General features: G+C 54.9%; 19 protein-coding genes. 7 read left to right on the plus strand and 12 right to left on the minus strand.

Annotated features, from left to right (window positions below; genetic code table 11):
- Window positions 1–220 precede the first annotated feature (220 nt).
- Complete coding sequence (locus ACVTFQ_RS27730) at window positions 221–1,486, plus strand: Nramp family divalent metal transporter (RefSeq protein ID WP_112981863.1); 1,266 nt, start codon at window positions 221–223, stop codon at window positions 1,484–1,486.
- 58 nt (window positions 1,487–1,544) lie between these two features.
- On the opposite strand, the gene ACVTFQ_RS27735 is transcribed toward ACVTFQ_RS27730, so the two are convergent.
- Entirely contained in the window at window positions 1,545–2,027 is a 483-nt protein-coding gene (locus tag ACVTFQ_RS27735) for an NTP transferase domain-containing protein (RefSeq protein ID WP_162724730.1), read from the minus strand.
- A gap of 67 nt (window positions 2,028–2,094) precedes the next feature.
- On the opposite strand from ACVTFQ_RS27735, the gene tnpA reads away from it, so the two are divergent.
- Genes tnpA through ACVTFQ_RS27755 form a run of 4 tightly spaced genes read left to right on the plus strand, consistent with a single transcriptional unit; the run spans window position 2,095 to window position 4,913 of the window.
- On the plus strand, window positions 2,095–2,562 hold the full coding sequence (gene tnpA, locus ACVTFQ_RS27740) for an IS66-like element accessory protein TnpA (protein WP_112989153.1): 468 nt from the start codon (window positions 2,095–2,097) through the stop codon (window positions 2,560–2,562).
- 26 nt (window positions 2,563–2,588) lie between these two features.
- On the plus strand, window positions 2,589–2,912 hold the full coding sequence (tnpB, locus tag ACVTFQ_RS27745; protein WP_470424620.1) for an IS66 family insertion sequence element accessory protein TnpB: 324 nt from the start codon (window positions 2,589–2,591) through the stop codon (window positions 2,910–2,912).
- Between the two features lie 49 nt (window positions 2,913–2,961).
- Window positions 2,962–4,311 carry an IS66 family transposase gene (gene tnpC / locus ACVTFQ_RS27750; RefSeq protein ID WP_470424302.1) on the plus strand — a complete coding sequence of 450 codons (1,350 nt, stop codon included), beginning with the start codon at window positions 2,962–2,964 and terminating at the stop codon, window positions 4,309–4,311.
- Entirely contained in the window at window positions 4,308–4,913 is a 606-nt protein-coding gene (locus ACVTFQ_RS27755) for a YecA/YgfB family protein (protein ID WP_470424621.1), read from the plus strand. The genes tnpC and ACVTFQ_RS27755 overlap by 4 nt, the downstream gene beginning before the upstream one ends.
- A gap of 261 nt (window positions 4,914–5,174) precedes the next feature.
- Here ACVTFQ_RS27755 and ACVTFQ_RS27760 read toward each other — a convergent pair whose 3' ends face one another.
- The 4 genes from ACVTFQ_RS27760 to ACVTFQ_RS27775 form a co-directional block, all read right to left on the minus strand.
- Window positions 5,175–6,098, minus strand: coding sequence for an XdhC family protein (locus ACVTFQ_RS27760; protein WP_112949942.1), 924 nt, complete (start codon window positions 6,096–6,098; stop codon window positions 5,175–5,177).
- An 11-nt stretch (window positions 6,099–6,109) separates the two neighbouring features.
- Window positions 6,110–7,327 carry an MFS transporter gene (locus ACVTFQ_RS27765; RefSeq protein WP_112981869.1) on the minus strand — a complete coding sequence of 406 codons (1,218 nt, stop codon included), beginning with the start codon at window positions 7,325–7,327 and terminating at the stop codon, window positions 6,110–6,112.
- Window positions 7,324–8,184: an MBL fold metallo-hydrolase gene (locus tag ACVTFQ_RS27770; RefSeq protein ID WP_112949940.1), complete on the minus strand. Its 861-nt coding sequence runs from the start codon at window positions 8,182–8,184 to the stop codon at window positions 7,324–7,326. Before ACVTFQ_RS27770 ends, ACVTFQ_RS27765 begins: the two co-directional genes overlap by 4 nt.
- Window positions 8,185–8,300: 116 nt before the next feature.
- Window positions 8,301–8,624 carry a carboxymuconolactone decarboxylase family protein gene (locus ACVTFQ_RS27775; RefSeq protein WP_112949939.1) on the minus strand — a complete coding sequence of 108 codons (324 nt, stop codon included), beginning with the start codon at window positions 8,622–8,624 and terminating at the stop codon, window positions 8,301–8,303.
- A 376-nt stretch (window positions 8,625–9,000) separates the two neighbouring features.
- On the opposite strand from ACVTFQ_RS27775, the gene ACVTFQ_RS27780 reads away from it, so the two are divergent.
- Window positions 9,001–9,753: a helix-turn-helix domain-containing protein gene (locus tag ACVTFQ_RS27780; RefSeq protein ID WP_470424303.1), complete on the plus strand. Its 753-nt coding sequence runs from the start codon at window positions 9,001–9,003 to the stop codon at window positions 9,751–9,753.
- Window positions 9,754–9,854: 101 nt separating this feature from the next.
- Here the strand turns inward: ACVTFQ_RS27780 and ACVTFQ_RS27785 are convergent, their stop codons facing one another.
- Complete coding sequence (locus ACVTFQ_RS27785) at window positions 9,855–10,715, minus strand: AraC family transcriptional regulator (protein ID WP_112949937.1); 861 nt, start codon at window positions 10,713–10,715, stop codon at window positions 9,855–9,857.
- Between the two features lie 301 nt (window positions 10,716–11,016).
- Here ACVTFQ_RS27785 and ACVTFQ_RS27790 point away from each other — a divergent pair, with 301 nt between their 5' ends.
- Window positions 11,017–11,412, plus strand: a complete 396-nt coding sequence (locus tag ACVTFQ_RS27790) for a response regulator (RefSeq protein WP_112949936.1) — start codon at window positions 11,017–11,019, stop codon at window positions 11,410–11,412.
- 74 nt (window positions 11,413–11,486) lie between these two features.
- On the opposite strand, the gene ACVTFQ_RS27795 is transcribed toward ACVTFQ_RS27790, so the two are convergent.
- From ACVTFQ_RS27795 to ACVTFQ_RS27820, 6 genes are all read right to left on the minus strand, one after another.
- Window positions 11,487–11,987, minus strand: coding sequence for a molybdenum cofactor biosynthesis protein MoaE (locus tag ACVTFQ_RS27795; protein WP_470424304.1), 501 nt, complete (start codon window positions 11,985–11,987; stop codon window positions 11,487–11,489).
- 76 nt (window positions 11,988–12,063) lie between these two features.
- Window positions 12,064–12,204: a DUF2474 domain-containing protein gene (locus tag ACVTFQ_RS27800; protein ID WP_470424305.1), complete on the minus strand. Its 141-nt coding sequence runs from the start codon at window positions 12,202–12,204 to the stop codon at window positions 12,064–12,066.
- On the minus strand, window positions 12,204–13,214 hold the full coding sequence (gene cydB, locus ACVTFQ_RS27805; protein ID WP_112949935.1) for a cytochrome d ubiquinol oxidase subunit II: 1,011 nt from the start codon (window positions 13,212–13,214) through the stop codon (window positions 12,204–12,206). Before cydB ends, ACVTFQ_RS27800 begins: the two co-directional genes overlap by 1 nt.
- Window position 13,215: 1 nt before the next feature.
- A complete protein-coding gene (locus tag ACVTFQ_RS27810; RefSeq protein ID WP_112981872.1) occupies window positions 13,216–14,652 on the minus strand; it encodes a cytochrome ubiquinol oxidase subunit I in 1,437 nt (478 codons plus the stop codon).
- A gap of 255 nt (window positions 14,653–14,907) precedes the next feature.
- Window positions 14,908–16,206 (minus strand): cytochrome c, encoded by a 1,299-nt coding sequence (locus tag ACVTFQ_RS27815; protein ID WP_112949933.1) that lies wholly within the window; start codon window positions 16,204–16,206, stop codon window positions 14,908–14,910.
- A complete protein-coding gene (locus tag ACVTFQ_RS27820) occupies window positions 16,203–18,473 on the minus strand; it encodes a xanthine dehydrogenase family protein molybdopterin-binding subunit (protein WP_112949932.1) in 2,271 nt (756 codons plus the stop codon). Before ACVTFQ_RS27820 ends, ACVTFQ_RS27815 begins: the two co-directional genes overlap by 4 nt.

Here is an 18,473-nt window from a genome sequence, read left to right on the forward strand (position 1 = left end):
CAAACGACTCTTCTCAAAACTCGTGATCGAATGGCCTCGTCACTAGAGAAGGGCGTTCTGCCTTCCGGCAAGCCACACATTGGTCTAGGTAGCAGCGGCAGCACGCTTTATGTCAGTACATTGATTGTCCGCACAACACCCCTGCGTGGCGCGAAGACCGCTTAGCTGTTGCCCAAGATGGAATGCTTCTGTGAACCGATCAATTTCCGCCCAAACTGACATGGCTATAAGGGGGGTTCTGTCTGGGAGAACCGGCGGTCCAAGAGCGATGCTATTGTTCACGGGCCCAGCGGTCATTGCGTCAATTGCATATATGGACCCAGGTAATTTTGCGACCAACATCGAAGCCGGATCTAAGTACGGCTACACGCTGCTATGGGTTGTGCTTGTTGGAAACCTTATGGCGATGCTTTTTCAAGCCTTGTCTGCGAAGTTAGGCATCGTTACAGGCCGGAACCTAGCCGAGATCTGCCAAGACGAGTTCTCGATGCCTGTCCGCATCGTGATGTGGATTGTTAGCGAAATTGCTTCCATGGCGACGGATCTGGCGGAGTTTCTGGGTGGGGCCCTCGGGCTCGCGCTCCTATTTAAAATCCCGCTGATAGCTGGGATGACCATCACAGGAGTTGCTACCTACGGCGTCCTGATGATCCAAGGTCGCGGCTTTCGGCCAATCGAACTGATCATAGGGAGCTTGGTTGCGGTAATAAGCCTCTGCTACGTCGCCGAAATGATATTTGCTCCGGTCAATTGGGCCCAGGCAGGCTGGAGCTTGGTGACACCATCGATACCGGACGGCGGAGCATTGACTATCGCGGTAGGGATTATCGGTGCCACGATCATGCCCCACGCGATCTACCTCCATTCAGGTCTAACACAGGGCCGCGTGCCTGCACGCAACGATAGCGAACGACGAAAATTGCTACGCTATTCAAACTGGGAATGCGTAATCGCACTTGCCGTCGCTGGTGCTGTCAACATCGCAATGGTTATCATGGCATCCGCCGCCTTTCACGTGGGTCATCCGGAAGTCGTTGAGATCGAGACGGCGTATCATACATTGACCCCGCTCCTGGGAGGCGCTGCAGCGAGCTTTTTCCTCGTGTCTTTGATGGCTTCCGGAATCTCATCATCGACTGTCGGCACTATGGCGGGACAGATGATCATGCAGGGTTTCGTTGCTTTTCACATTCCTGTTGCAGTCCGTCGGCTCATCACGATGCTCCCGGCATTCGCGGTTGTGCTTATGGGCGTCAATACTACACAAGCACTGGTCTATAGTCAGATCGTGCTATCATTCGCCCTGCCCTTTCCACTGATCGCACTAGTAAGATTCACACGCAATCACACTATAATGGCGGGTTTTGCCAACGGTCGTGCTACCGATTTCCTCGCGATAACTGGAACCGTTGTGATTTTGCTCCTAAACCTCCTATTGATCCTGCAGGCGTTCGATGTTGCTTTGCCAGGCTTTGCGAGCAATTGACAATTTCGACATCCCTGTTCGGGGGTACGAACTTCTCATGTTCGCGCATCGACGACATTCAGGCTCGAAGGACAGCCCCTTCCCTCAACGCATCGTCTTCGCTGCTAATATCTACTACTGCTGCACTTCCCAAATCCACTAGTCTCGTCCTCAGTCTGCTTTGATGGACGATAGACGAAGCACCCATGTCGCCAACGAGCTGCCTGGCCGCTTGGTAGAGAGTACTGGGAAGGATCACCGGATGGCCAAGTTTCGCTCCATGGCTCCCACGCACGACATGTGCACCGTTTTCCATCACGAAATGGTGCGAGACTAGTCGAATGTTGCTCGATGTTAGTCGAGGCATATCGGCCAGCATGACCAAAGTGCCGTCTGTTGCGCCTTGGCGAATTGAGAATCCGGTTGATAGCGAGGACCCCATAACAGTTTCAACACGCGGATTGAAGGCCATCGTGACCGGCAGCACTTCCAAAGCGTCTTCGATCTCGCAGCGTCGCGCTCCGGTGACGACGACCACATTGTCCGTAACCGTTGCGAGCACCCCACATTTCCAGAGGGTTTCGGCTCGCGCATAGTTCGGCTCTGACATGATTGTGTGAGAGGGAACTATGGATTTTGGACCAGTCAATTTCGACGAGAAGGCTTCACCGCATAGTGCTGATGACAGTCATCAGCACTATGCCACGAGTGAAGTTTTCGATGATAGTCGGGCACCTCGCCATGTCGAGGTTTTGCTCGGTAAAGAGCGCCGGCGCCGTTGGAGCGCTGATGAGAAGGCGGAAATCACGGCGGCCAGCTTTGTGCCTGGTGCAAATATCTCTGCCGTTGCGCGCCAATATGGCGTGAGCCAGGGGCTGCTGCACTATTGGCGGCGCTGCGCGCGAGAGCACATGTCGGATGACGAGGAGATGCGCTTTGTGCCGGTTGTCAGAGCCGATGAAGGCTTGGGCGGCCCGGCCGCGGTGACGGCGCTGACGATCCGTGTCGAAATCGACGGTGCCTGTGCCGTGATCGAGGGCGGCATTGATGAGCAGGCACTGTGCATGGTGTTCAAAGCGCTCAGGGCCTCGGCGTGATCTCACTTGGATCGGATTTGCGGATCATGATCGCTTCAAAGCCGGTGGACTTCAGGAAGGGCATCAATGGGCTGGCGGCGCTGGTATCGACTGCGCTCGGCGCCAACCCATACTCAGGCGACATCTATGTCTTCCGCAGCAAGCGGAACGATCGTCTGAAGATGGTTGTCTGGGATGGCAGCGGCATGGTGCTGTTGACCAAGGTTTTGGAGGATCGGCGTTTTACCTGGCCGGCTGTTCACGATGGAGCGGTTCGTCTCAGCGCCAGCGAATTGGCGCTTTTGCTTGATGGCCTAGACTGGACACGGGTGGAGAAGAAGCCGGTCAAACGGCCTGCAAAAATAGCTTGATCCCATTGGAATTGATCGACAATTCCGTGCCGATCTGCTAGATTTTGGCATGCTCGATCGTGGCCAACATCTGCCGCGGGATCCTGACATTCTGGTCGGCATGATCCTGGAAAGAGACGCTGAAATCGAGCGTCTGAAGGTGCTGTTGAAGGCGGCCCATGCAAGGCCCTTTAGCCAACGATCAGAACAGTTGGCCCATGTGGTCGAAGGCCAGATCCGTCTCGATCTGGGAGACGTGGCCGTTGAGCCTGAGGTGGCTTCGGTTAGCGAAAGTGCAGGCCTCCCAAAAATGCCGCGCCAAGCAGGCGCCCATTCTCAGCCTCGTCGCAACATCGGCGCTTTGCCGGAGCATCTTGAGCGGGTTGTCGAGGTCATCGAGCCGTCCTCATTGGAATGTTATCTGCCGCTCAACCGTCAGGTTCAGATGTTGAAGGGTCCGGGTGTCCGGCTCGATACGTCAACGCTTTGCGGTTGGGTGAAACGCTCGGCCTGGTGGCTGAAATCGCTTTACGACAAGCTATTGGCCTATATCCATAGTCATTCTCGGGTCTTTGTCGATGAAACCCGAATGCCGGTCCTCAAGCGAGACCGAACACGAACCAAGATTTGCCAGTTCTGGGCTCACGCCGTGGATGATCGGCCCTGGAATGGACCAGCCTATCCGGCTGTTGCCTATGTTTTTGCGCAAGGTCGGGGAAAGACGGAGATCCAGTCGCAGTTGTGCCGCTATAGCGGGATTTTGCAGGTTGATGCGTACAAGGCCTACAAGAGCCTGACCCGGCAGGATCGTCGGGCCGGCAGCATTGCGCTTGCCTACTGCCTGGCCCACGCGCGTCGCAAGTTTGTCGATGTCTTCAAGAAGTACAAATCCGAGCTGGCCAAGGTGGTGATCGAACGCCTGGCTGAGGTCTATGCGATCGAGGCCTCAATCCGCTCAACGAGCGCCGAACATCGGCTCGGTGTCCGGCAAGCAAAAAGCAAGGTCCTGATGGCTGATCTGAAAATGCTCCTGATGGATGCGCTCAAAGATATATCCGCCAAGGACCCAGTCGCCTCTGCCATCAAATCCACGCTGGGCCATTGGGCTGGCCTGACCCTCTTCCTTGAGGATGGAAGACTTGAAATCGATTCCAACACCGTTGAGCGTAATATGCGTAGCGTTGCACTCGGGCGCGTCAACAGCCTGTTCGCCGGCAGTGATGGCGGTGCCGAGACCTGGGCCATATTAGGCTCCTTGCTGACCACGGCAAAATTGAACGGGCTCGATCCCTACACCTGGCTCAATGACGTCCTTGAACGCATCGTGTCCGGGGAGATAAAGTCGACATCGCTTGGGCGTTGCCTGCCGTGGCATTGGAAACAGGAACACGCGGATATGAACATGGCGGTAGCAGCGTGAAGGCCCCCAAGCAAGCAAAGCTTCTGACGCTTGATCAGTTGGAGACATGGTTCGACAAGGCAGAGCCGGCGCCGCCATGCCGGGGCGTGTCGACGCTCAATGGCTTCCTGACGGGATTGGCCGCGGGTCCGGTCTTCCTGCTTCCGAATGACTGGATGTTCCATGTCATTGGGAAGCACGAGGAAAAGGCGTTCGTCGGAAACAAGACCTACGCCGTGGTCGAAACGATCGTCGATCACTACAACCTCATCGCTCACCAACTGACGGCGCCCGGCCGGTATGCACCGATGTTAATGCGCACGGATGATGAGGAAGTCCTGCCTGGCGATTGGGCCGATGGGTTCTATGGCGCCATCAAACTGAACCAGGCAGCCTGGGCGCCCCTCATGGCCGAGAAACAGACTGGCGAACCCATCATGGCCATATTGATGCAAGCCACGGAGCCAGATCTGCTCGAAATGGTCTCAGCAGTGTACCCGACGCCGCCAGAGGCCCTCCTTAAAGACGCATGGCGCGTCATCCCAACCGCCGTCGAAACCATCTACGCGCACTGCAAACCAATGCGCTTCAATCCCGGCGCTCCTGCAAACGACATCTCGTAGGACAGATCCCCCAGAGGCGTCTCGCCAACCGTCAAGCAAAATCCGTGTGGGGTGTTCGCAACGGATACCATTGTCCAATCCGGCGTCGAGCAGTAGTGTTGCCGACCGACGTACAAGTGGCACTCCGTCAATCATCCCAGCAATTTATGTCGCCCGCTTGCAATCCGGAGGACTTCCCGGCCGCCAGAAGAACAGCGCTGACTCTTAATTGCTTCATTGCTTTGTCCCAACGACGCTTAGTTGCCCGCTAAACAAAACTAGCTACGCAAATCTCGTCAAGTTTGTCGCCGAAACGTCGGCCAGAATTGAGAGTGCGAGGGGAATTGACTGCTTCGTTGGCCCGAACATGCCAATCGGAGCTTTGATCCGTGCTGTGTCCCTTTCGAGGAAGCCAGCTTCGTGCAGGCGCTCGCATCTCCTACGGTGAGTGCGAGTACTCCCGAGTGCCCCCACATAAAAAGCTTCCGACCTCAGCGCTACCTCTAGAATTGGAAGTTCGGCTTCGGGGTCGTGGTGCAACAGCACTACAGCAGTCGCAGGGTCTATCCTGTCGTAAATTTGCTCTGGGTGCGCTGGATCGATCGCTCCCACGTCAAAGTTTGCGCTCCTGCCAAGTCTGGCAACGGTATCAGCCTCAATCGAGTTGCCGGATATAAGGAGGCGAACTCGCGGTCGATACACGGTTATAAAGGCTCCGTCGCACCAGCCAGACCTTGAGCGTGTCGGGCAAACCTGCAGTGTCTGCGATTTCGGACAATATCTTAGCGCTGTAAGACTGCGGCCCGATATATTCGACAGAACCTGCTTTAATGGCCGAATGTCATTGACGACGTGGACAGCAACGGTGATGCCGCCTCCGCATGGTAGAGAGATATCGAAAAAACGAGATCCGGCCCCCAGCATAATACTCCGGTCAGAACCAGCTGCGATTGCGTCGAGTGCTTCAGCCGCGACTGCAGCCTCAACACAGCCGCCCGAAACATATCCGCAATAGCGGCCGTCGCCAGCTATTGCCATATGAGCTCCCAAAGCCCGTGCCGCTCCACCACGGATTTCGGTCAGCGTTGCAAGTGCAACATCACCGTGAGCAAATTCCCTCACAGCAAAGTCAAGAACTCGCGTCTGATCGTCAGTCAACTCTGCTCGGACAGGATTTGTCACTAGATGCTGCTGAGAGATCACCATGTCGTCGCCCCTCAACTATCGGCGCTGACATGAGACCTGGAGGATCGCTCCAACCGGCTTCGGGCCGAATTCAGTATCAGCGTCACAGACGAAAGGAATACAATCAGTAGAACTCCTGCAATTACCGCAAAAGGAAGGGCCAAAGCGGTTGCCAGTCTTCCCAATGAAAGGGCAACAACTGCCTGCGCAAGATACGCCACAAGAAACAAGGCAGATAGAGTTGCCGCCCTGTGTGTCTTTGGAGCCCCTTCATTGACCAATGAAAGGCCGCCGAGAAGCAAAAGGCTGTAAGCCACCCCCGCGCAAACTTGAGCAACAGCGAAAGCCCAAATAAGCCCCTCTTCAGCGGCAACCGACAGGCAGCCCGCTGCGAGCATTGACGCAATCGAAGCAACACGAATTACAAATCCAGATGACTTTTTTCGAAGCGGCACTGTTGCAATAAGCGAGGCCGCAGCAAAGACTGCTATGATCGCCCCATTCACAAGCGCGTTCTCAGAAGAAACGAGATCGTGAGCAATTTGCGCCCCAAGAGACAGCGTCATTGCTCCAAGAATGTACGACGTAGTTACTGCCGACGTAGCTGTGACAAAAGTCCGAAAGAACCCATTCGGAATCGAAGGGATGCTCGGCCTCCATCGACCATGTGGGCGGGATGCAGTGTGGTTTGGCAGATGCCACGTCGCAATAATGACGAAGACCAGTATCACGGTCAGAACTGCGAAATTCAATCGGGTGGGATAGGGACCGTATTGAATCAGCGCTCCCCCGATTACAGCCGCACCGGTCATGCCGATCGCTTGCGCAGCGGCAGTCATAGCTCCGGCATTCCGGGTATGCTTAGGTGCGCTGAATTCTAGGACCGCAGCAGCAGAAGGCCCTGCCGATAGCCCGACTCCCATCCCCATGAATGCCCGTCCTACAAATATCCACCCGACACCCGGTGCGACAGTGAACACCAATGCTCCTAAAGTGGAGGCAAGCAATCCGAGCATCATAGTCTCGCGGCGTCCAATGTAGTCTGACACATTTCCAAACAGAACAAGAACGAGAACCACGAACACGGGATACACGGCAAAGATTGCCGTCGTCGTAAAGGTGGTGAGCCCCCATTCTTTTGCATAAACCGGATATGTTAAGGCTGGCGCAGCGCTTGTCCATATCGTGTGTGCGACCACTGCTATCGAGGTAAGATAGCTGGCTTTCCTGCCGAAGTTTCTTCGTCTCATTGTGCGAACTTCCCAATCTGCCGCAGCCGAAAAGCTGCGCCGTCGCGATCTGCGCGACCGACGCCAGGATATGGCCAGTGAAACCCGAGAAGCTTTGCATGGGAGGCCACTGCTTGTTCGAGTAAACGCCGTCTTGTATTGCTCGCCACAGAAGGATCGCGGTCGATGCACGTGGTCATTTCAGGGTTCTCAAAGGACACCGTGTCATTCGCTGTCGCATCGCCAGTTATAATCAACGGAATGTCACTCTCCAGGACTAGTGAGATGTGTCCAGGCGTGTGCCCTTCGGTGATTAGCACGCGCATGTCGGGAACAATCTCATCGCCGTCATCTACCAAAGTGAGCCGCACTCCAACCGCCTTCAGTGCTGCTTGGGCAGTACTACGGACCAGGGTCTCATACCGCGATGATGGGGAAGCAGCTCCCGTCATCCAATAGGCCCACTCAGTGGCAGCCATGAAGTACCGAGCGTTCTTGTAGCGGAGGGTTCCATCAGCTCGCGTGATACCGCCGATATGTCCCGAATGGGCATGCGTTAACACGACCATTGTGATGTCGGATGCCCGCACTCCGATGCGTGAGAGATTTTCTTCCAGGCGGCCAGAGTCGCCATGGAGTTGATCACCCAACCCAACATCGATCAACACAATGTCCTGATCCGTAACAATCAGCGGTATGTTCGATTGGGCAACGATGAAATCGTCAATCTCAATCGATTTCCGGCTCCATGGCAGTCTTCTTCGCCGTCGACTTTGCGGCTCCCAATTGCCTCCAGAGCGGGGAGCCTCCCCGTCGGATAGAACCGTGATGTCGAAAACGCCATGGCGAAAGCTATAGAAATCATCAGTTAGGATCATCTTCGCTCCGATCTGTCCGCGAGTAGAGTTCGGTCAAAACTCGTGGAAGTAACAGAGACGATTTCGCAAAGTCAGTGTTCAGAATTGAACGGGCGAGAGCAGCGCTTCGTACGAGGTTATTGTCCTAGTGGCCCAAGTGTTTCATTCGCGATGACGGAAGCACTGATTGCAGCGGGAAAGCCACCGTAGAACGCAAGGTGGGTGATCACCTCGCTCAATTCTTCCTTTGTGAGCCCATTGGCGACCGCGCGTTGGAGATGTGCACCGAGTTCACCAGGCCGGTACAGCACAACAAGTGCCGCCACAGTTATCAGGCTCCGATCGCGCTTCGAGAGACCCTCACTGGCCCAAACTCTAGAGAACAGCGGGTCATCGACGAAAGCAGCCAGAGCGGGAGTGAACGGCTTTGCTTTGTCGCGAGGACGAATTTCTTCCGACATTAGAAACTCCAAGGTGATTTCACTTTGGGAACCCTATTACTTTCGGCTGTTGGTGAGCCATAAAGCCAAGGTGTTGCGAGGTCTATACCTTGGTATAGGTCTCAACGTTGGCCTACGTACGTCCCGGCGCAGGCATCGAAGTGTCAAACCAGCTGCGGGCTTTGACATCGCTTACGGACCACCATATGAACGAGGTGGGAGGAGTACAACGGAGAGACGATCGGCGATGTTTCCAAGCTCCTCCCAACTTATATCTCAAGGGTTCCCCGATGAATTCGGCTGCCAGCTAGACTGTATGGAGACCGGTCTCCGGCGAGTCGGTAACGACATCAAGATCTACCGAAAAAAATCGGGGCCCTCACCCGTAAAAGTGGTCATGCCCGCAAACAAGCGCGGTTTTCTCGTCGGAATTTCAATGACGGAAGGGCACACGCGAAAAATCTACGGGCGTCAGACGGAAGCCTCACACATCTTCGATGTAGGTTCCGTGTATGTGCGTGGTTTTGACGAAGACTATAGAGCAGAACTCAGCGGTGCTTTTGATTTTGTTTTGCTAGAGATTTCGGGGTTGGGCCTCCAAAGCATTGCGGAAAATGTCGGCATTGGTGGTGTTGAAAGGTTGGGGGAAGCAGTTGCTGTCCCCGACCCGACACTTGGCGCACTCGTGGCAACTCTCTTCTCCGCGCCATACGAGAAGGAGATGTCGGCACTGTTCCTGGATCACGTCTCTCACGCCATTGGGCTCCACGTTGTTAAGACGTACGGAGGAGGAAAGGACGTTCCTCTTAAATATCGGAGGACCCTCTCGCCGGTAAAGACTGCTAGGGTCAAGGAAATGCTGAGCAGTGGGCTTGGAGGCGATATCTCTATCGATGAGCTTGCTACTGCCTGCGCTATGACGCGCGGAGTGTTCCTAGAGGCCTTCAAGAACACAACCGGCAAAACTCCATTTAGTTGGATTCTTGGCAAGCGGATGGAGACAGCGCGGGCATTGCTTTCGACACCAAAAGTCTCGCTAGCGCAGATCGCCACATTGTGTGGATATCGGACCCAGAGCCAGTTTACGTCCGCATTTCGGGTCGCGCATGGCGAGCCTCCCGGCGTTTGGCGAAAGCGAAGAGCGCTATAGCCATGGTTCAACTTCGAACCGTTCTTCAGCAGTCGGACGATTGAGTTGCGACGTGCGGCCGACTGCGGAGCTGGTGGCCGCCCTTTGGAATCCGTCACCAACTAGAGGAGCTGCCGCCTCCAAGTACCTGGAGTGACGCCAGTCAGCGAAGAAAAGGTACGAGTGAAATGGCTCTGATCGGAGAACCCGCAAGCTGAGGCCACATCTGCGATCAAAGCGCCCGCCTTGAGCATCTCCTTCGCTCGAGATATTCGATATTCCATGAGCCATTTATACGGTGTTGTTCCGAAAGTTAAACGAAATGCTCGGATGAAATAGCTCCTAGACAGACCACACTCGGCAGCGAGATCCGAAATTGAGATGTGGGTGTTAATGTGAGCTGCTAGGTACTCTGTTGCGCGACGCTCCTGCCAGACGGCGAGATTGCCCGGTCGTTGCGGCGGGTAGAAGAGCCCGCCGTAGTTTTGCGTGAGATGCGTCATAGCAGCCAGTAAGACATGCTCAACAAACGCCGGTTCCACTGATCTCGGCTCCATCAGCGAGGGTAGCATGGCCAGTGATAACCCTCTTATTATTAGGTCGACAGTCCCGGGCTCGCTTACCAATGTTTCGAAGCCGGGTCGACCGTTCTCGTTAGCGAAACGCTCGACCTCAGCACGAGGAAACTGAAAGCGGACTACATCGCTTGGGGCGCCTTGTTCAACTCGCCAACCTCGACCGCCATCAAAGATTGCCAGATCGCCATCGCGGCAGTCTCTCGTCGACAAAATATCGTTAGCGTTCCAAAGCCTAAGACCCTTCGTCGCAACAAGGTGCGACCTGACAACGAAGCTGCCGACGTCATCCATGTCGTCGTAGATAGAATCGGTGACTTCCTGAGCACGCAGTCGCTCAATCCGAACTCCGCCCATCTCTAGCCGCTGAGCACTTCGTGGAGCTATCGTTTGTGGAGTATCAAGCATGGCGAAATCCGTATGTGTCGGCAGCGCCTCAAAGGCAGCCGCCTTCGCGGCAGACAGCGATCAAGGCGAGAGATCTGCCCACACATATGGCATGTAGAAGAGACAGTCTTGAACTATAGCAATTTTTATATCGATTATCTTCCACACCTGAGCATGAGGTCTGCATAGGCGCGATCACTAGGGATCTCGCCTAGCCATAGCCACAAATAGGATTGCCGATACCAGACCCTCGTATGGTATCGCACGACACCCCCTCGACCTAGATTGTTGTCAAACAGATCTTTTAAAGAAAGCCCGCACAGTGTTAGACACACCAATTGTTGCCATCGTCGATGACGACGATGCCATCCGCGAAGCACTCGATGATCTTGTCAGATCATGCGGATATGAAACGCAGCTTTATAAGTCCGGGATAGATTTTCTTGCATATGGCCGCCGTGACTGCATATCGTGTATTCTGCTGGACGTGAACATGCCAGGTCTGAATGGTCTTGAAGTCCAAGAACGAATGAACGCGGAGCCGCCGAAGCCACCTGTGATTTTCTTTACGTCACATGCAGATGAGACTCTAAGGAAAAGTGCTTTCCTTGGAGGTGCATCGGCTTATCTTACGAAGCCTGCCGACGCTTCGAGCGTAATTGATTGCATCGAGGCAGCCACCCGAGCTTGTGAGTTTCAGCACGTCGCGGAACTGTAGGGAAGTCGAATGGCGGGTAACGTTTGGCCATTGTAAATTCCCACTAGTTGTTGTTTCGGCCTCTCTCGTCGCTCTCAGGCAGGCGGGGCGATCCATCTTACTTGAGATTCGGTATCCGCGTTCCTGGGTTCGACCCAATGGTTGTCAGTCCCGTCTGTTGAGACCATTTTTTTCCAGAATGGTGCCTCAGTCTTAAGATAGTCCATTACGTAATTGGCGCCATCGAAAGCCGATTGACGATGCGGAGCGGCGGCGACCACCAACACAATATTGTCGCCGACCGGTATGGTACCATACCTGTGGATGACGGAGAGGGCATTCAACCCAAAGCGTGCTATCGCTGCGTCCGCAATGCGCTGTATACTCGCATGCGCCATTCCCGGATAGTGCTCCAAATGCAGAGCGGAGAGTATCCCGCCCTCATCCCGGCAAATCCCAGAGAATGTAACTACAGCACCGATACCAGCACTTGCTTTCCGTGCATGCTCGATCTCCGCCTGCAGATCGAAATCCTCAGACTGTATTCGTACGGTTGGGGTTGCCAGAGCCTGCTGGCACCACGATACTTTGGACACGAGGAAAGTCTCACTTCCTGCATAATAGGATGAACAGCGGTTCCCGGAATTTAAACCGGGAACCGCTTACTCAGGTTCACTCAGTCAATCCGGCCATCGACATGATAAAGCGGAATGCCATCGCGAACATACCTAGCGATAGAACCGATGCGGCCCAGATAGCAACCAGCCAAGCGATACGACGGACAGGACCAACCATTAATTGTAAACTTGCCATCAGTGGTAACCCTCTCCCGCCGTTTGCTTCCCGCGAAAGACATAATAGGACCACGCAGTGTAGGCCAAGATAACAGGGATAATCAGCAATGTGCCAACGAGTGCAAATCCCATGCTCTCAGCAGGAGCTGCTGCCTCCCAGATTGAAATCGCCGGGGGGATGATCGTCGGCCACATGCTGATAGCAAGCCCGGTGTACCCTAGAAAGACTAGCAGAAGCGCCAATATAAACGGCACGGCTTTGGGCTCTCTCCTCTGGAGGGACCGGACAAGGAGCCACGTTACCGCGAGAACCAAAACAGGGACCGGCGCGAGAAAGACGACGTTGGGAACAGTGAACCAGCGACGCAAAACTTGGTCATGCACTACCGGCGTCCATACACTAACGATAACGATGATCGCGAATAGCGCCATCGCTATCCATTGCGCGAGATAGCGCATCCGACGTTGGAGGTCCTCGCTTGTCTTCATTATGAGCCAGGTCGACCCAAGGAGCGCGTATGCAAACAGCAGAGCAAAGCCTGTAAAGATGCTGAATGGCGTGAAGCAATCCGTTGCGGTGCCGACAAATTCGGTACCGTCAAGCTTAAAGCCATCGATAAATGCGCCGAGCGCGATGCCCTGAGAGAAAGTGGCAACGTATGATCCGAACGCAAATGCTCTATCCCAAAACGGTTTACGCTTGGGCGAGGCTTTGAACCGGAATTCGAAAGAGACACCCCGCCAAATTAGACCGGCGAGCATGAGCATGAGAGGTAAATACAAGGCGCTCAAAAGGAACCCGTACGCCAGCGGGAACGCTGCGAACATCGCAGCTCCACCTAACACGAGCCAAGTCTCGTTCCCGTCCCAGACGGGCGCAACCGTGCTGACCATTGTGTCGCGGTCTGTCGGATTGGATATAAACGGGAATAGTATTCCAACTCCCAAATCGAAGCCGTCCATGATGACATACATCATGACGCCGAATGCAATGATAACAGCCCAAATGAGGGGAAGATCGATACCCATCTCAGCTCTCCTTAGTGTCGCGCAGCAACGCGGGATCGATATTGTCAGGTGTTGCAGAAAGCGGTCTTGAGGGTCGGCGAACTTGGCCAGGATCCTGCGGTGGCCGGTTGAGACCCATTTCTTCTGGCCCATGACCGACCATCTTGAGCATGAAGCTGATGCCCGTGCCAAAGATGAAGAAATACATCACGATAAACATGATCAACGTCACTGACAGTGTCATCACAGAGTGACTGGATACCGCGTCCTGCGTCCTGAGGATTCCATAGACCACCCAGGGCTGACGGCCTACCTCGGTGGTGACCCAGCCAGCGAGCACTGCAACAAGGCCAGCAGGGCCCATGCAGAGCGCAAACAACAAGAAGAGCTTGGTCTGATAGAGCTTGCCGCGCCAACGTTGATAAGCACCCCAAACGCCGAGTAAGAGCATCGCAAGGCCCAGGCCAACCATGATACGGAACGTGAAGAAGATGATCGTGGAGTTTGGCCGGTCCTGAGGTGCAAACTCTTTTAGGCCCGGGATCGTGCCGTGAAGCGTGTGGGTCAGAATGAGACTGCCAAGGTAAGGGATTTCAATTGCGTACTTCGTCTTCTCGGCAGCCATATCTGGAACACCAAACGCGATCAGAGGCAAGCTTGTCTGTTTGGGATCATTCTCCCAGTGACCTTCAATTGCCGCTATCTTCGCCGGTTGGTACTGCAGCGTATTACGCCCATGGGCGTCGCCCACCACCATTTGGATTGGTGCAACAGCAAGAAGCATCCACAGTGCCATCGAAAACATTTTCCGGATCGCAGGTGTGGAACGCCCTCGGAGCAGATGCCAAGCTGCAGCTGCCGCAACAAAAAGAGCTGTCGACAGGTAGGCAGCCAATGTCATGTGGGCAAGTCTGAACGGGAATGATGGATTGAAGATGACGGCAAGCCAGTCTGTTGGGACTACCTTCCCGTTGATAATCTCAAAGCCTTGAGGGGTCTGCATCCAGCTATTAGACGCCAATATCCAGGTGGTGGAGATCAGAGTTCCCAATGCTACCATAGATGTGGCGAACATATGCAAGCCGGGACCCACTTTGTTCCAGCCGAACAACATCACGCCTAGAAAACCAGCTTCAAGAAAAAAAGCAGTCAACACCTCGTAGGTAAGTAGTGGCCCGGTGACGCCACCAGCGAATTGTGAAAATCCGCTCCAGTTCGTCCCGAACTCGTAGGCCATGACAAGGCCGGAGACGACACCCATCCCGAAATTGACGGCAAAAATCTTTGACCAAAAGTGGTAAAGCTCGACATAAACGGTATTTCGCCGGATCAACCACAGTGCCTCAAGCACAGCGAGATAGCTTGCAAGCCCGATCGTGATTGCGGGAAATATTATATGAAACGAGACGGTGAAGGCGAATTGAAATCGCGCAAGTTCCAGTGCGCTGAAACCTAACATGAGTGCGCTCCTTAACGTGAGTGGCGGGGCGAACTCCTAAGAGTTCGGCTTGTAATCATCTGCCACATTCACAACTTGATGATGGAACCGCAACTAAACCTAAGCATAGATCGAGTATGCCAAGACATAGGCCTGGAGTGTCTTGTAAGGGCTTCTGTACGTCGAAACTCTGCTAACCGGCCGCAAACAAACGGGCACCCGCCCCCATGCCTGAGGACGAGCGCCGTTTCCACTATGTCTCTCCCACCAGATCCACTATCTGGCGTCTTCGACGCTTTTTGGTGTCACCTCTCCCCTTTTCCCGCCGAAGTGTCCGATGACATAGTTGGCCAGAGCGGCAACCTCCGCGTCGGAGTACGCTTTCCCAAATGACGGCATCGCTGTTGTCAGCGTTCCCACCTGGTCCGAACTGCCCTGAAGAATAACGCGCACCAAATTTGATCCAGTTGGGTCGTTCACAGAGTGAGATCCAGCGAGGGAAGCTCGCGCAGTATTTTGACCACTACCGTCCCAGCCGTGACAGCTCGCGCAGGATCCTGCGAAAATCTGTCGTCCAATGCTCGCGTCCTTTTCGCTGGGAGCCCAAGGCTTCGATGCGCGGGTGGCCGCCACTGTGTCACCCACCGACGGTCCGCCGTAGCTCGAAGGTTTGGCGGGAACGGTTCGAAGATAGGAGACAATCGCGTCAATATCTGACGAAGGCAATCTGCTCAGGCTGAGGTCGATCGCCTGACGCATCGGACCTGCAGCGGGACCGTGACCATCCGCATGCGCTTTGGACAGATAAGATGCGATTGCTTCGTCAGACCAGGTCCCAATACCGGTCGCCTCATCAGGTGTGATGTTCCACGCCCTCCAGCCATCAACTTCACCACCGGACAGAGCCTCTCCCTGTTTGCGCTGAAACAGTAGGCCGCGCGGAGTATGGCACTCTCCACAGTGCGCCAACCCTTCAACCAGATAAGCACCCGTATTCCATTGCTCGTCTCTTGCGGGATCTGCTTTGAACTGACCCCAGGGCATGAAGAGTAGCTTCCAACCGCGGAGCGACCAACGTTGATTAAACGGAAAAGCCAAGTCGTTAGCTGGCGCATTTTGAGAAATAGGCTGGAGTGTGTTCAGGTAGGATTTGATCGCAAGAATATCGTCTGTGGATAGGAGAGCATAGGAAGTGTACGGGAAGGCAGGATATAGGTCTTCTCCATGTTTTCCTACGCCAGAGCGGACGGCCCGGACAAATTCGTCGTCGGTCCAGGAACCGATTCCATACTCTCTGTCCGGGGTAATGTTCGGCGAGTAGATGGTGCCGAATGGAAGCTTGAAGGCAAGCCCTCCAGCGTAAGGCTGACCACCCGGCACTGTATGACAGGCCTCGCAATCGGCTGCCGTGGTCAGGTACTTCCCGCGAGCAATCAGTTCAGCGCCACGCGGTTGATTTGCGCTGGCCGCAACCTCTGGAAGTCTGTGCGGCACGAAGAAGAAGGCGAGCAGACCTAGCCCGCCTGCAACCAAAGCGGCGCAGATGATTAGAAGAAACCGGGGGAGATAACTCATTGGGCAGCGCTCCCATTGAGGGCGACGTCAATGCCATCGGCGCCCGCGACATCGTCGCCGTGCCCCTTCTCCGTCAGCAGTTTTCGATCGATTGGCAGCGACCGCAGTCGTACGCCAGTTGCCGCAAAGATTGCATTAGTAAGTGCCGCTGGTGCGGAGACAGTGCCGACCTCTCCCAATCCACCAGGGTTTTCAGTGCTAGGCATGATGAATACCTTAAAAGGGGGGACCTCGTTCATTCGAATTTGTCGGTAGTCGTTGAAGTTGCTTTGCTCTACCCGACCATCCTTGAACGTCACACCGTTGTAGAGGGCCGCGGACAGACCGAACAATGCGCCACCGGTCATCTGCGCAACTATGCTGTCTGGATTAATCGCAACACCACAGTCGACAGCGATAGTCCCACTAATAAGTTTGACGCCACCGAATTTGTCGACCTCAACGTCCATCACAAGCGCGGCGTAAGTACCGAAGCTGTGATGGAGCGAAACCCCTCTCCCCCTTCGCGGTGGAAGATCACTGCCCCAGCCAGAAGCGTCTGCCACCTGCTTCAGAACAGCGGCAGCTCGAGGAGCTTCCCTGAGCATCGATAATCGATAATCGACGGGATCTTTGCCCGCGGCGAGGGCCAATTCGTCGATAAAACTTTCAACGACGAAAACATTGTGTCCCTCACCCACGCCTCTCCACCAGTTCAGAGCGACGGGACTGTCTTCGCGGATCCATTCCCACTTAGCATTGGGTATTGCATAGGGCATGTCCACCGAGCCTGCGATCGTGTCAGGATCGAGCTTGCCATCTGGCCACGGTTTGCGGTCGTAATATTGGCGAACAGTCGATCCCGTAGTTCGGTGATAGAATGCTGCAGGAAGTCTCGTCCTTGCATCGAGCGTCGCGGCGACCGTATCGTGGTAAGCTGGGCGGTACCTGTCGTGCATGATGTCCTGTTCACGCGTCCAGATGATCTTCACCGGATAGTTTGCCAGCTTCCCGAAGCGTGCAGCCTGTTGGATAGTATCCACAGCTAGACGACGTCCGAAGCCACCGCCGATCAGGTGCGGATGAACCGTTACCTTTTCGATTGGTAATCCGATTATCTCGGAGGCAACAATACGCGCAATTTCAGGCACCTGAGTGCTAACCCAAATATCGCATCTGTCGGGCTGTACGTGGATTGTTGTGTTGATAGGCTCGAGTGCTGCATGCGCAAGATATGGCAACTCATAGGTGGATTGAATGCGGACACCTGAAGAGAGCTCACGATCGGGATCACCGATCACCTTTCCCAACACGGGGGTGCTCTTCGAGTCACGCAGGCCTTTCCAAAGGTCATCGGATGAGAGTTTCGAATTCGGCCCTTCATCCCACTCGACGATCAGTTGATCGAGACCTTTCTTTGCGGCCCAGTAGGTTTCCCCGACCACAGCAACCGCATCGTCGATCTCCAGAATGTCGACAACGCCAGGCGAGGTTCTTGAGAGACTTCCATCCACCGATCGGACCCTACCACCCATCACTGGACAGATGGTAATGGCAGCGTATCGCATTCCCTCAACCATCACGTCGATGCCAAATTTGGCTGCGCCAACCACTTTCTCAGGTGTATCAACCCTCTTCAGTGGCCGTCCTATAAGTTTGAATTCATCAGGCTTTTTGAGCGCAACGTTGCTAGGAACTGGCTGTGATCGAGCTGCCAAAGCAAGCGAAGCGTAGGAGGCGGTCTGCCCAGTAGGAAGGTGTGTTACTACCGCCCGCGAAGCGACGCATTCCGATGCTGCTACCTTCCAGCCATCGGCAGCTGCATTCACAAGCATCATGCGAGCAGCAGCTCCCGCCTGCCGTAGCGGAATGTAAAAGGCACGGACCGACGTCGAACCGCCAGTGATCTGCCCTTTCAAGATTGCCTGGTTATAGGCAGTTGGGTCCGCCGGAGCCAGCGCAACCTCAACCTGGTCAAGGCCGACCTCGAGCTCTTCTGCCAGGAGCATTGCCTCAGTCGTTGCAATTCCCTGACCCATTTCAGAGCTCGGCACGACCAGAATTATCTCGCCGCCAGTTCCCACACGAATGAACCCGTCGGGAACAAAGCCCTGAAATCCCGTCGCGGCGGCATCGAGGGCGCCTGCTTGGCCAAGATCCGGCTCTGGGACGAGTGCTCGCGCGGAGCCCGCGAAGGCAAAACCAACTACCAGCGCACTGCCAGCCAGAAATTTACGGCGGCCGATTGATTGAATTTCCTTGTCTTCAAGTAAGCCAAACAGACGCAT

The sequence above is a fragment of the Rhizobium sp. O111 genome (genome assembly GCF_055616315.1).